Origin of the sequence: Aeromonas eucrenophila, assembly GCF_000819865.1 — a bacterium.
GTDB classification, from domain to species: domain Bacteria; phylum Pseudomonadota; class Gammaproteobacteria; order Enterobacterales; family Aeromonadaceae; genus Aeromonas; species Aeromonas eucrenophila.
This window is the reverse complement of the sequence record NZ_CDDF01000016.1, coordinates 127,551-139,956: the sequence shown is the minus strand read 5'-3', so window position 1 is coordinate 139,956 and position 12,406 is coordinate 127,551. Positions and strand designations below refer to the sequence as shown.

The 12,406-nt window shown below is 62.5% G+C and carries 13 protein-coding genes; 2 read left to right on the top strand and 11 right to left on the bottom strand.

What is annotated here, in order from left to right; all coding sequences use genetic code 11:
• Positions 1-100: 100 nt before the first annotated feature.
• The 9 genes from BN1124_RS16650 to BN1124_RS16610 all read right to left on the bottom strand — a co-directional run bounded on the left by BN1124_RS16650 (position 101) and on the right by BN1124_RS16610 (position 7,169).
• The gene (locus BN1124_RS16650; RefSeq protein WP_042643715.1) at positions 101-313 is read right to left on the bottom strand and encodes a hypothetical protein; all 213 of its coding nucleotides are present in this window, start codon (positions 311-313) and stop codon (positions 101-103) included.
• Positions 314-475: 162 nt separating this feature from the next.
• Positions 476-817, bottom strand: coding sequence for a DUF1294 domain-containing protein (locus tag BN1124_RS16645; RefSeq protein WP_042643713.1), 342 nt, complete (start codon positions 815-817; stop codon positions 476-478).
• Positions 814-1,401, bottom strand: a complete 588-nt coding sequence (locus tag BN1124_RS16640; protein ID WP_042643711.1) for a sugar O-acetyltransferase — start codon at positions 1,399-1,401, stop codon at positions 814-816. Before BN1124_RS16640 ends, BN1124_RS16645 begins: the two co-directional genes overlap by 4 nt.
• Positions 1,402-1,457: 56 nt before the next feature.
• On the bottom strand, positions 1,458-2,720 hold the full coding sequence (locus BN1124_RS16635; RefSeq protein ID WP_042643709.1) for an MgtC/SapB family protein: 1,263 nt from the start codon (positions 2,718-2,720) through the stop codon (positions 1,458-1,460).
• A gap of 229 nt (positions 2,721-2,949) precedes the next feature.
• Positions 2,950-3,786 carry a transporter substrate-binding domain-containing protein gene (locus BN1124_RS16630; protein ID WP_042643707.1) on the bottom strand — a complete coding sequence of 279 codons (837 nt, stop codon included), beginning with the start codon at positions 3,784-3,786 and terminating at the stop codon, positions 2,950-2,952.
• Complete coding sequence (locus tag BN1124_RS16625) at positions 3,783-4,544, bottom strand: amino acid ABC transporter ATP-binding protein (RefSeq protein WP_042643705.1); 762 nt, start codon at positions 4,542-4,544, stop codon at positions 3,783-3,785. Before BN1124_RS16625 ends, BN1124_RS16630 begins: the two co-directional genes overlap by 4 nt.
• Entirely contained in the window at positions 4,541-5,203 is a 663-nt protein-coding gene (locus BN1124_RS16620; protein ID WP_042643703.1) for an amino acid ABC transporter permease, read from the bottom strand. The genes BN1124_RS16625 and BN1124_RS16620 overlap by 4 nt, the downstream gene beginning before the upstream one ends.
• A gap of 92 nt (positions 5,204-5,295) precedes the next feature.
• Positions 5,296-5,961 (bottom strand): amino acid ABC transporter permease, encoded by a 666-nt coding sequence (locus tag BN1124_RS16615; RefSeq protein ID WP_042643701.1) that lies wholly within the window; start codon positions 5,959-5,961, stop codon positions 5,296-5,298.
• A complete protein-coding gene (locus BN1124_RS16610; protein ID WP_042643699.1) occupies positions 5,958-7,169 on the bottom strand; it encodes a threonine synthase in 1,212 nt (403 codons plus the stop codon). Before BN1124_RS16610 ends, BN1124_RS16615 begins: the two co-directional genes overlap by 4 nt.
• Before the next feature lie 324 nt (positions 7,170-7,493).
• On the opposite strand from BN1124_RS16610, the gene BN1124_RS16605 reads away from it, so the two are divergent.
• A complete protein-coding gene (locus BN1124_RS16605; protein ID WP_042643697.1) occupies positions 7,494-9,641 on the top strand; it encodes an AsmA family protein in 2,148 nt (715 codons plus the stop codon).
• Between the two features lie 204 nt (positions 9,642-9,845).
• Here the strand turns inward: BN1124_RS16605 and BN1124_RS16600 are convergent, their stop codons facing one another.
• A complete protein-coding gene (locus tag BN1124_RS16600) occupies positions 9,846-10,073 on the bottom strand; it encodes a hypothetical protein (protein WP_042643695.1) in 228 nt (75 codons plus the stop codon).
• Between the two features lie 330 nt (positions 10,074-10,403).
• Here BN1124_RS16600 and BN1124_RS16595 point away from each other — a divergent pair, with 330 nt between their 5' ends.
• Positions 10,404-11,138 (top strand): SDR family oxidoreductase, encoded by a 735-nt coding sequence (locus tag BN1124_RS16595; RefSeq protein ID WP_042643693.1) that lies wholly within the window; start codon positions 10,404-10,406, stop codon positions 11,136-11,138.
• 51 nt (positions 11,139-11,189) lie between these two features.
• On the opposite strand, the gene BN1124_RS16590 is transcribed toward BN1124_RS16595, so the two are convergent.
• Positions 11,190-12,281, bottom strand: a complete 1,092-nt coding sequence (locus tag BN1124_RS16590) for a type I restriction endonuclease (protein WP_042643691.1) — start codon at positions 12,279-12,281, stop codon at positions 11,190-11,192.
• Positions 12,282-12,406 lie beyond the last annotated feature (125 nt).

Below are 12,406 nucleotides of genomic sequence, written 5' to 3'. Positions count from 1 at the left end.
ATACCAACCTTGCTACATATAGCGAAACGGCAACCTGTTGGTTGCCGTTTAAACGAAATATTTCACTGCTTTCTGGCGCCGTGTCGTCAGCTCCTGGGGCTCAAAGCTCCTTGAAAGGCCGCCGCTTCTCCTCTTCGATGACGATGGCCTCTAGGTTGGCGACCCGCTCCTGCAGCTCCTTGATGATCATGTCCTGCTTGCCGAGACGGTCGGTGATGCGGGCATCCCCCAGCCGGTAGCGGGCACGCTTGCCGAGATAGCCGAACAGCACGCTGATAAAGACGATCAGGACTATGCCTGTCCACATGGTCATAACGGACTCCTTTCGTTCAGAGCTTGCGTGACTGCGCAATACCCCCATTCTCGGCCCTTCTCCCGCCGGAAGGGAAGGGGAAAACAGCGGCCATATCGGTCTGTACTGTTCAGCTCCAACCTGATCTTTCCCCCCGGAGAGCCATAAGGGGAAGATAAACCCTCAAGCTCCCTGCCAGAGCGGTCGTCCGACCCAGAGTCCCCACAGGGTCAGGTGCAGCAGCACGATAAACCAGAACACCAGCCGGTAACTTCCCTTCTGGGTCTTGTGGCGCAGCCAGTGGCGGGCGATAAGCGCCCCCGGCCAGCCGCCGAGCAGCTCCAGCAGGTGCAGACGGGATTCCGGCACGCGCCAGCCGCCGCGCACCGCCTGGCGTTTGTCATGGGCGTAGGCCAGCGCCGTCAGCAGGCTCATGGTGGTGACCAGAGCCAGCGGCCACCAGTTGGCGTCCTGAATGCCGATCCAGCCGGTCCAGAGCAGGGGGAGCAGGGCGAGCCAGATCATGATGTCAGTTCCAGATCCCGTGGCTCGTCCGGGCTCAACGTGCGGATGACTCTGGCCGGGTTGCCCACGGCCAGAGAGTCTGCGGGTATGTCGCGGGAGACCACGGCGCCGGCGCCTATGATGGATCTCGGCCCTATGGTGACGCCGGGGCAGATGATGGCGCCGCCACCTATCCAGCAGTCATCGCCGATGCGCACCGGCTTGTTGTAGGCGGTCCAACTGCGACGCTCCAGGTGGTCCAGGCTGTGGGTGGCAGTGTAGATCTGCACGTTCGGGGCCAGCAGCACATGGTTGCCGATATGCACCTCGCCGACGTCCAGTATGGTGACGTTGAAGTTGAAGAAGGTCTTCTCGCCGATATGGATGTTGCGGCCAAACTCGCAGGTGAAGGGGGTGCTGATCCAGCACGAATCCGGGCACTGGCCGAACAGCTCGCCACACAGGCGCTGGCGCAGGGGATGATCCCCGGAGGAGGAGCCGTTGAGCTGGGCCAGCAAGGCCTGGCCGCGGATGCGGTCGTTTGCTATCTCCTCGGTCTGGGTGAGGGGGCCACCCGCCAGAATGTTGTCCCAATCACTCGCCATGCTCGTCTCTCCTCCGATGCCAAGAGGCGCCAGTATACCTCTGTTGTCGGGTGCCGTCAGGAGCCGATGTCCAGCAGGGGCAGGATCAGCAGCGCCGAGACGAGATAGGGCAGCATGACCCGCAGCCCCAGCCGGCGGCCGCCTATCACCAGGGCCAGCAAGCCTTTCACCAGGGAGTTGACCAGCCCCGCCAGCAGTATGCCCCGGGCCGCCACCGCCAGCGCCAGATCCTTGTGGGCGAGCTGGGAGAGGGAGAGGGTGATGGCGTCCACATCCGTGATGCCTGACACCAGCGACAGCAGATAGACCCCGGAGTCGCCGACCCTGCCCTGCAGCAGTGTCGCCATGAAACCGATCAGCGCCAGCAGCAGGCCGAACTTGATGGCGGTGACGAGATCCAGCGGATTGCGGGTTTCGGGCTGCACCGGGTTGTCGCTGGTTTCCTCCCGCTGGCGCCAGAACCAGAATGCGAAGCCGTAGACGGTGGCAGCCAGCAGCAACAGGGGGGCAGCGAGGCGCATCGCCAGCTCGGTGTGGATCAGCAGCACCAGCACCAGCAGCCGCAGCCACATGGTGGCCCCCGCCAGCAGTATGCCAGTGGCCAGCAGCCGTTCCAGCCCCGGCTGCTCCTTGTTGAGGCGGGCGAACTGCAGGGTGAGGGCGGTGGAGGAGGCAAACCCCGCCAGCATGCTGGTGAGCACCAGCCCGGAGCGGGTGCCGAGCAGGCGCACCGCGAAGTGGCCCGAGAACGAGATACCGGCGATCACCACCACCATCAGCCAGATCTTGAAGGGATTGAAGGCGTTGAGCGGCCCCATCTCGGTGTTGGGCAGCACCGGCAGCAGCACCAGGGAGATGAGCAGGAAGCGCAGGGTGGCGTGAAACTCGGTCTCGCTCAGGAACAGCATGCCCTGCTGGATCTGGCCCTTGAGCCCCATCAGCAGGGCGGCCAGCACGGCGCAGGCTACCGCCTCGCTCGGGCTTTGCAACACCGACATCAGCCCCAGCAGATAGGTGAGCACCATGGCCACCGAGCTGGTGAGGCCGAACTCCCCTTGCCAGCGCTGGGCCAGCCAGACCGAGAGGCCGCAGCCGATGACGACCGCCAGCAGGCCGAGCAGTGCCAGCCAGGCACCCAGGGTCGGCAACAGCAGGGCGCAGACACCGCCGAGCAGGCCGATGAGGCCATAGGTCCGCATCCCGGCGATGCGCTGGTTATCCCCTAGCTGGCGTACCTGCCAGCCGCGCTCCAGCCCGATGATGAGCCCGATGGCCAGTGACACCAGGGCGCCGTAGACGGGTTCGGCCTCTATCCACATGGGGTTCTCCTCTCAAAGCTGTCCCTGTCAGGATGGCACAGGCGCCGGGTGGGCAGGGGGAGCTGGCTCACAGAGCGAGTGCGGCGAATGGCCCCATTTTCGGCACATAAAAAAAAGGCGCCACCCATGGGGGGGACGCCTGTAAAGTCAAACCTCGCGGTTGGCGGACCAACGGAACCAAAGGATCACACACACTTCACACACTCAGCACTTCCTTGGGTGGCGGGGATCAGCCCTGCCACTTGCCTCCTTCCACTATGACATCGTTGGGATCGGTGTCGGCGCTCAGTTTCTCACGCACGTACTGGTCATAGAGCTTGAGCAGGTACTTCTCTTCCCCCAGCTTGGCGAGACGGTCGTTGACCCAGTCACGCAGCTCGATATTGCCCTTCTTCACCGCCGGCGCGATCGGATCTTCCGAGCCCAGCTTCTGGGGCAGCACGCGATAGCCCGGATTCTCCTTGGCCCAGCTGAACAGCACCAGGTTGTCCTGGGCATAGGCATCGCCGCGGCCCTGGGCCAGCGCCTGCAGGGATTCGGAGTTCTTCTCGAACTTGAGCACCTTCCAGTCCGGGTGGTTGCGGGTCAGCCAGATATCGGCGGTGGTGCCGGTGGTGACGATCAGGGTCTTGTCCGCCAGATCGTCCAGCCCTTTGGCGGCGCTCTGCTCCGGCACCAGCACCTGCACCGCTACCCTCAGGTTTGGGTTGGTGAAGTCCACCACCTCGCGCCGCTCCGGGGTCACCGTCATGTTGGCGAGGATCAGATCCACCTTGTCGCTCTGCAGGAAGGGGATGCGGCTGGCGGGCTCGACCGCCACGAATTCGATCTTGTTCTCGTCCCCCAGCAGATCCTTGGCAAAGCGGCGGCCGAGATCGGTGTCGAAGCCCACGTAGCGCCCCTTCTCATCCACGAAGCCGAAGGGGGGCTTGTCGGTGAAGACCCCGACGATGAGCTTGTCGCGGGCCTTGATCTTGTCGAGGGAACCGTCCGCCGCCTGGGCGGCGCCGCTGGCGATCCCGAGCCCGATCAGGGCGCTAAACAGAACCGAAGTAATTTTCTTCATGCTGACTCCTTTCGTTTGATGACATTTGTATAAGAAAACTTGGCGAGGAACTGGCGCGCACGCTGACTCCTCGGGTTATCGAAGAACTGGTGGGGGGCGGCCTGCTCCAGGATGTGGCCCTCCTCCATGAAGACGATGCGATCCGCCACCGCCTGGGCGAACGCCAGCTCGTGGGTGACGATGAGCAGCGTCATGCCGCTGCCGGCGAGATCCCGGATCACCTCCAGCACCTCCTGCACCATCTCGGGATCCAGGGCGGCGGTGACCTCGTCGAACAGCATCACCTGGGGGTTCATGCACAGGGCCCGCACTATGGCGATGCGCTGCTGCTGGCCGCCGGAGAGCTCGCGCGGATAGGCGTGGCGCTTCTCCCAGAGGCCCACCCGGGTCAACAGCTGCTCCACCTGCAACAGGGCCTCGGCCCGTTCCCGCCTCTGCACCTGAAGGGGCCCGAGCAGCACGTTCTCCAGCACGTTCAGGTTCGGGAACAGGTGATAGCTCTGAAACACCATGCCGATGCGCTGGCGCACGCGTTGCCAGTCGGTGCCGGCATCCAGCCGTTGGCCGTCGAAGCGGATCTCGCCGCCCTGAATGGGCTCGAGCCCGTTGAGGGTGCGCAGCAAGGTGCTCTTGCCGCAGCCGCTCGGCCCCAGGATGACGATCACCTCACCGGCTTGTACCTTGAGGCTGACCCCGTCCAGTACCCGGTTCTGACCGAATTGTTTGCTGACAGCATTGAGTTCAAGCAGAGGCGTCATACCGCATTACCCCATTTTTGCTCGAGCCGGCGCGAGGCGAGCGAGAGCGGATAGCAGACCAGAAAGAAGAACAAAAACAGCAGGCCGTAGATGAGCAGGGAGGCATAGGTGCGCTCTATGATCTGCTGGCCCACCTTGATCACCTCCACTACCCCGATCAGCACCGCCAGGGAGCTGGTCTTGATGATGCGGGTGTGGATGTTGATGGTGGGCGGCGTCAGCCTCTGCAGCGCCTGGGGCAGCAGCACGTGGCGATAGAGCTGCCAGCGGGAGAGGCCGAGGGCCAGCCCGGCCTCCTGCTGACCACGGGCTAGGGATCCCAGCCCGCCGCGCACCACTTCCCCTACCTCGCTCGCCCCCCACAGGGAGAGCACCAGCACGGCGCACCAGAAGGCCGGGATGTCGAGGCCAAAGACGATAGGCAGCCCGAAGAAGAACAGATAGAGCCACACCAGCACTGGCACCACCCGAAACAGCTCCAGATAGACTCGCAGCACCCCCTGGGTCAAGCGACCGCCCTGCTGCGCCAGTACGCCGTAGCCAAGGCCACCCAGGGTGGCGAACAGGATGGCGAGCAGGGAGATGGCGAGGGTCTGGCCCGCGCCGATCGCCAGCAGGGGCAGGGCCTGGCCCAGCAACTCAGAAACCGGAGAGGCCATAATCATCCCTCCCTTCCAATGCGTGTTGTGTGGGTGACGGCAGCGGCATAAAGATCCGTGCCCACATGGGGAGCCGCGACTGCATCAGCGACTCAGTGACCGAACTGACCATGTTGCAGCCTCCTCTCCAGTACCCGTAAAGCTAGAGACAGCGGCAGGAAGATCAGCACGCACATCAGGGTCAGCACCGCCAGCATCTCGTAGGTCTTGTAGTAGAGGGCGATGTAGTTCTTGGTGGTGTAGAGCAGCTCGGGCACCGCCACCGCCGAGGCGACCGTGGTCTCTTTGAGCAGGAAGATGAAGTTGGCAAAGAGCGCCGGCAGGCTGGCAAGCCAGGCCTGAGGCAGCTGCACGTGGCGCAGCAGCTGCCAGCGGGAGAGGCCGATGGCCTGGCCTGCCTCCAGCTGGCTGGCGGGCACCGCCGCCACCCCGGCCCGCAGCGCCTCTGTCAGGTAGCCGCCGCCGAGGAAGGTCATGGCGATCACCGCAGTGGTGAAACCCGATAGTGACAACCCCAGGGCCGGCAGCCCGAAGTAGAGGAAGAACAGCTGGATCAGCAGCGGCGTGTTGCGGGCCAGCTCCACATAGCCGCGCACCAGGGGGCTGAGCGCCGGCTTGTGCAGCCCTAGCAGCCCTACGTTGAGCAGGGCCACCGCGAGGGAGGTAGCGATGACGATGGCGCCAAGCTGCAAGGTGACCCAGACCGACTTGCCGAAGGCGGGCAGGGTGGAGAGGATGAAGGCCCAGTCGAAGGTCATGCGGGGATCCTCCCGTCACGGCGCAGCCGCTGGGGCAGCACAGTGATCGAATCCGGATACTTGATGCCGGCGCCGGTGTTGAGCACCACCACCCGTTCGTGCTCCTTGATCCAACCCGCTTCCCGCAATTGGCGGGCGGCGGCGAAGGCGGCGGCCCCCTCCGGGCAGACGAAGCTGCCCTCCCGGGAGGCGAGTTGGCGGATCTCTGTCTGGATGGCCTTGTCGTCCACCGCGATGGCATAGCCGTTGGTGTTGTAGAGGGCGTCGAGCACCAGGAAATCCCCCAGCGCCTTGGGCACATTGATGCCAAAGGCCAGGGTCTGGGAGTCCGGCCAGAACGCGGACTCCTGCGCGCCTTGCTGCCAGGCCTGCACTATGGGGGCGCAGCCGCTCGCCTGCACAGCCACCAGTCGGGGTAGATCCCCTTTTATCCAGCCGAGTTCCTGCAACTCCCGCAGCGCCTTGTAAATGCCGATGAGACCGACGCCGCCACCCGTGGGGTAGAGGATCACGTCCGGCAGGGTCCAGCCGAACTGCTCGGCGATTTCCAGCCCCATGGTCTTCTTGCCCTCGATGCGATAGGGCTCCTTCAGGGTGGAGGCGTCGAACAGGGACTGCTCCGCCACTGCCTGGGCCACCTGGCGACCGGCGTCGCTGATGAGGCCGTCCACCAGATAGAGGCGGGTGCCGGCCAGGGAGGTCTCCAACCGGGTGATGGCGGGGGCCGCCTGGGGCATGACGATGGTGCTGCGCAGTCCGGCGCGAGCACCGTAGAGCGCCCAGGCCGCGCCGGCATTGCCGTTGGTGGGCATGGCGAAGTGAGTGACGCCGAGCTCGCGGGCACGGGACACGCCGACCGCGGCGCCCCTGGCCTTGAAGGAGCCGGTGGGGATGATGCTCTCATCCTTCATCCAGAGATCCGGGATACCTATCTGCTTGCCCAGGGTCGGCAGGGGCAACAGCGGGGTGAAGCCCTCTCCCAGGGTGACCACCTGAGCGGGATCCTGCACCGGCAGCAGCTCGTGATAGCGCCACAGGGTGGCGGGACGACCCAGCAGATCGGCCGGTCGCCAGACCTGCTTCAGGGCCTCGAGATCGTAGCTTGCCAAGAGCGGCGCCCCGACCCGGCTCAGTTGCTGGGGCTGATCGGCATCATGGATCTCGCCTGTCTTGCTGCAGCGCAAATGTGAGAGATAGCTGTACGGCATGGAATATCCTGAGCGGGTCGCTGTGGTCAGTCAGTTATGCCATCCTGTGACCCAAGTGCCGGATAACAAACAAAATAAAGCGCAAAACCAAAGTGAAAAAGCGGATATGCCGGGGCCGGTGGCTGCTCCGGCGTCCGGTGGCATCGCTTTTTTGAGAGAGCGTAGGCGGCCGCCAGGACCATGAATTCGGGGTCTCCGGGAGGGAGCCCGAAGGGACGGCCGCGACCATCCCTGTCTCGGTATTTCCCCGTTTTGGCGGCAGTGCGCCATCTGTCATCCCCCCGGTGGTATAGTCAGCCACAGGATCTGCATTGAGGTGCCATCGTGAAGAAGATCATCTACATACTGTTGGGGCTGGCGTTGGCCGCCCTGATCGCCATCGCCGCCCTGGTCAGCCTGATCGACCCGAACCAGTTCAAACCCCAGCTGGCGGAGCAGGTGAAAAAGAACACGGGCCGCGAGCTGGTGATGGAAGGGGACATCGGCTGGCGCTTCTGGCCGAGCCTCGGCCTCTCTCTCGAGAAGGTTGCGCTGCGCAACCCTGCCGGTTTCGCCGAGCCGGATCTCATCCGGGTCGAGCGGGGGGACGCCTCGGTCGCCCTGCTGCCGCTGCTCTCTCACCGGCTGGAGATAGGCGAGATCACCCTGAACGGGGCCCATCTCTTCATCCAAACCAGGGCCGATGGCAGCTCCAACCTGCAGGATCTCGTCCTGGATCAGGGCAAGAGCGCATCACCCGCGGGCGAGGCCTCCGCGCCCGCCAGCCCGGCGACCGGGGAGGAGAGCAAGCCCTGGCAGATCGAGTTGCAGGGGGTGGTGCTTGAGCAGGCCAGCGCCCTGGTGCGGGACGATCGCAAGGGCACCGAATCGCGCCTCGAGCGGCTCGACCTCAATCTGGGCAAGCTGACCCTGGATCAGTGGGTGCCGGTGACCCTGGCTGCCAAGGGAGAGCAGGGCAAGCTGGCCTTCGATCTCAAGGGGCAGGCACAGATCAAGCTGGCCGAAGATGCACGGGACAGCGCGCTGAAAGAGCTGACCCTGAGTGGCAGCCTGAGTGCGCCGGCGCAGCGACTGGATGGCTTCAGCCTCAAGGCCGATCGACTGGCGCTGGGGGAATGGAGCAGCCTGAACCTGAGCCTGAACGGCGCCGAGGGGACTGGGGATAAGCCGGCCGTCGCAGGCTCGCTGGAGGGCACCCTCAAGGCCCGACTCGACAAGGATCTGCAACTGCTGGAGGTCTCGGATGCGGTGCTGAGCGCCAATCTGAAGGGGGAGTCCCTGCCGCGCCCGCAGCTGGCCCTCAAGCTGGCGGGCTTTGCCCGCGCCGAGCTGGACAAGCAGCTGATCACCCTTAGCAATCTGGTGATAGGGGCGGATGATGCGCTGTTAAGCGGTAATGGCGAGATAACACTCGGCTCCGTGCCCAGGGTGGAGTTCGATCTCAAGGGGGACAAGCTGGATCTCGACGGCTGGCTCGGCAAGCAGGGCGAGGCCAAGGCCGTAGCCCCGTCGCCGGCGGCCGCCAGCCCGGCACCGGCCGCACCGGCTCAGAAAGCTCAGGCCCTCTCCGCGGTGGAGCCTGACCTGAGCGCCCTCAAGCGACTCGATCTGGCCGGACGCTTGCAACTGGGCAGCCTGAGGGTGAAGGGGCTGGATCTCAGCGCCGTCGATCTGCGGATCGCCCTGGCCGGGGGTCAGCTCAGCCTCAGCCAGTTCAGTGCAGGGGTGGCCGGTGGTCAGGTGAGCGCCAACGGGGTGCTCGATGCCCGCCAGCAACCCGCCAGCTATCAGGTTCACAAACGGGTGCAGGGGGTGGATGTGCGCCCGCTGCTGCAGACCCTGGCCCAGAGCGATCTGCTGGAAGGCAAGGGAGATCTCGAGGTACAGGTGCAGGGCCGCGGCCTGTCCGAACAGGCGTTGCACAGTCAGATGCAGGGCAAGGTCAGCCTGGCGCTGCACGATGGTGCCCTGCACGGCATCAACCTGGCGCAGATGATCCGCGAGGCGCGGGCCACTCTGACCGGCAAGGGCGCCGAGCAGGTCAAGGAGGTGCGCAAGACCGACTTCAGCGCTCTCACCGCCAACTTCCAGCTCGCGAACGGGATTGCCAGCAGCAACGACATTCAGCTGGCTGCCCCGGCCCTGCGGGTGCAGGGACAGGGCCAGACAGCGCTGGTGCCCGAGACCCTCGACTTCCTGTTTTTGACCTCGGTGGTCGAGAGCAGCAAGGGGCAGGGGGGCAAGACGGTGGATGAGCTCAAGGACATCAGCATTCCGGTGCGCATCGGCGGTCACTGGCAGGCGCCCAGCTATCGGCTCGATGTGAAGGAGCTGCTCAGCAACAACAAGGTGCTGGAGGAGAAGGCCCGCAAGGAGGCCGAGCGCGGCCTCAAGAAGCTGTTGGGCGACAAGGCTGACGACGAGGGGATCAAGGGGGCGGCCGATCAGCTGCTCAAGGGGCTGTTCAAGTAAGGACGCCAGCAGAGACCATGATCACGACAACGGGCCCGGCGGGCCCGTTTTATTTATCCGCCTGGCGGCAGTCCGTCCCTTTCAACCTCAGGCGGTATGGCCGTCAAAGGCGATTGCGAAGTCAGGCATCCGGCGGAAAAGATCCCAAAAAAACAGGCCGGTTGCCTTGTCAGGCACCGGCCATGCAAGTGTGGCGTCGCGCGCTTAGCGAACCTTGCCACCCTTGGTGTTGCACTCTTCCCGGGTCATGCTGCGGGTGCTCTGATCCTTGCAGACGGATTGGCCCGTGCAGTTGCTCATCGCCATACACTGAACCTGATCCTCGCCATGCTGTCCCGTGTTGGCGGCCATGACTGCGCCAGAGAGGGAGACAGCCGCCATCGCCAGAGCGGCGACGGCCAGACGGTTGAGGGTGTTGCGGATTGCGTGCATCTTCTACTCCTTGGACATTTCGGCACTCGGCCAGTCTTGGTCGGGTGTCCGCTTGACGTCATCTTGGTGAGAAGCTGACCTCCGGCACTGCTCTCGGGGAGGCTGTGACTCACGGATCCTATTACGATCCGGCTGGTGCAACTGGATCATTCCGGATCGCACCGACGACGCTCATTCAAACAAGACCGGTGTGATGACCGCGCGCGTTCATGAAAAATGCACCTGTAAGGGCGCCTCACGACAAGGAATGCAGGTCCATGGCGGCCGTTGCAGTTGGCCGGCCATGGGGTAATATCGGGGGCCAGCAAGGGTGATGAACAAGGAGGCGTGATGAACAGGATTGCACTGATCACCGGTGGTGGCAGAGGGATAGGGACGGCGACCGCCCGCCATCTGGCGCGGCAGGGCTACCAGCTCTGCATCAACTATCGCCATGACAGGGGGTCGGCCGAGGCGTTGGTGGCCGAGATCCGGGCGCAGCATTCAGTCCCCTGCATCGCGGTACAGGCCGACGTCAGCGTCGAGGCCGAGGTGATGCGGTTGTTTGACGAGATGGATCTCCGGCTCGGGCCCATCACCCATCTGGTCAACAACGCCGGCATCTTGCAGCCCCAGATGCGTGTGCTGGAGATGAGCGCCGAGCGGATCAACAAGACCCTGACCACCAATGTCACCAGCTACTTCCTGTGTTGTCGCGAGGCCGTGCGCCGGATGGTGCCGGGTTGCGCCATCGTCAACGTTTCCTCGGCCGCCGCTCGCTTGGGGTCTGCCGGTGAGTACGTGGATTACGCCGCCTCCAAGGGGGCCATCGACGTGCTGACCAAAGGGTTGTCGCTGGAGGTGGCGGCCCAGGGGATCCGGGTCAACGGGGTACGACCCGGCTTCATCCATACCGACATGCATGCCGATGGTGGTGAACCCGGCCGGGTGGAGCGGGTGAAGGGAAATATTCCGCTGCTACGGGGTGGTCAACCAGCAGAAGTCGCTGCAGCCATCGCCTGGCTGCTGTCGGATGAGGCCTCTTACGCCACCGGCACCTTTATCGACGTGGCCGGCGGGCGCTGAGGGTATTGCAGAGAGCGTGAAAGGGGGGGAGGCCTCCCCCCAATAGCAGGGTTATTCGTAGACGGCCGTTGCGGTCAGCAATTGGTCGGCAAGAGTAAATATCTCATCTACTGAGTCAATGGGGTGTCTGGTTTCTTTTTTGTCGTTATCAAACAATCCAATATATTTTTGCTTGGCATTAAAATGTAATCGGCAAAGTGGCTTTCGGTTATTATCGTCGAGCAAGATACCAAAATAACTCTGAGTGTCTCTAGCCGCTATTCTGGTTACATCAAAATTCTGCCTCAGAATGGCTTTGACAACGTTAAAGGCTTCCATCTCTTCGATGGTGGTATCGACCTTTGATTTCTCCTCCATATCGTCGGTCTCATTACTGCCATTCAATGCACCATTATCAAGTGCTGGTATAATGGCCGAGGTACTGACGCTGCTGCCGATGGCTGATTTCAATCTGGCATTGATGCTGTCATTGAGGAATTGGCTTAGCGCTTTCTTGGTAATATCAGTGAAGGACTGTTTGACTCGAGCGGTGAGTACACCGTCATAGATTCGAGATGCGAAGAATTTCACGAAGTCTTCTTCCGGTGCTCCAAATTGTTCTGAGAGCAGCTTTTTGATCTGGCTGAGATATTTTAGTTCTCCTGCCGCATCAACCACAGATTCGACATCGAAGGAAGTCTTGGTCAGCTTCAAAACCTCGGGGACTACGTGCTCATCAATATCCTCAAGATCCAGAGTCAGAAATGGCTTCTCATCCATTTTGTTTGGTGCATCAAGGTCTGTATAGAACTCATATTGAGCACCATTCGTCAGAATACCTATCCGGGCATTGGTGACAGAAAAATAGCGAAAGAGCTGACCAGAATGTTTGGCTGACAGTTTCTCGCTGTATTTCTTGCATTCAACCAAAATTTGAACCTGCCCATCTTTGAGAATGGCATAGTCAACTTTCTCTCCTTTTTTGATCCCGGTGTCGGCAGTGAATTCCGGGATCACCTCGGTAGGGTCGAAGACATCGTAGCCGAGTACACGATGGAGAAATGGCATTACAAATGCGTTTTTGGTTGCTTCTTCGGTCGTGATCATCGACGACTGCTGAGCGATTTTTTTGGCCAAACTTTGTAACTGTTCTGAAAAGTCCATTATTTCCTCTCTGCATCGATGTGTAGTGTTGGCACAATTCGACTGGTGTTTGACTCTCATCACCCCGAGAAAGCAATACGATGGTGACCCAGGCACACCCTATCTCTGCTTAATATTCAGCAAAG

Excerpts from the sequence above, each read along its gene's own strand:
- BN1124_RS16600 (WP_042643695.1), bottom strand. The coding sequence starts at position 10,073 with ATGCACGCAATCCGCAACACCCTCAACCGTCTGGCCGTCGCCGCTCTG.
- BN1124_RS16635 (WP_042643709.1), bottom strand. The coding sequence starts at position 2,720 with ATGTGGATAGAGGCCGAACCCGTCTACGGCGCCCTGGTGTCACTGGCC.
- BN1124_RS16640 (WP_042643711.1), bottom strand. The coding sequence starts at position 1,401 with ATGGCGAGTGATTGGGACAACATTCTGGCGGGTGGCCCCCTCACCCAG.
- BN1124_RS16650 (WP_042643715.1), bottom strand. The coding sequence starts at position 313 with ATGACCATGTGGACAGGCATAGTCCTGATCGTCTTTATCAGCGTGCTG.
- BN1124_RS16625 (WP_042643705.1), bottom strand. The coding sequence starts at position 4,544 with ATGACGCCTCTGCTTGAACTCAATGCTGTCAGCAAACAATTCGGTCAG.
- BN1124_RS16595 (WP_042643693.1), top strand. The coding sequence starts at position 10,404 with ATGAACAGGATTGCACTGATCACCGGTGGTGGCAGAGGGATAGGGACG.
- BN1124_RS16610 (WP_042643699.1), bottom strand. The coding sequence starts at position 7,169 with ATGCCGTACAGCTATCTCTCACATTTGCGCTGCAGCAAGACAGGCGAG.
- BN1124_RS16645 (WP_042643713.1), bottom strand. The coding sequence starts at position 817 with ATGATCTGGCTCGCCCTGCTCCCCCTGCTCTGGACCGGCTGGATCGGC.
- BN1124_RS16590 (WP_042643691.1), bottom strand. The coding sequence starts at position 12,281 with ATGGACTTTTCAGAACAGTTACAAAGTTTGGCCAAAAAAATCGCTCAG.
- BN1124_RS16615 (WP_042643701.1), bottom strand. The coding sequence starts at position 5,961 with ATGACCTTCGACTGGGCCTTCATCCTCTCCACCCTGCCCGCCTTCGGC.
- BN1124_RS16630 (WP_042643707.1), bottom strand. The coding sequence starts at position 3,786 with ATGAAGAAAATTACTTCGGTTCTGTTTAGCGCCCTGATCGGGCTCGGG.
- BN1124_RS16620 (WP_042643703.1), bottom strand. The coding sequence starts at position 5,203 with ATGGCCTCTCCGGTTTCTGAGTTGCTGGGCCAGGCCCTGCCCCTGCTG.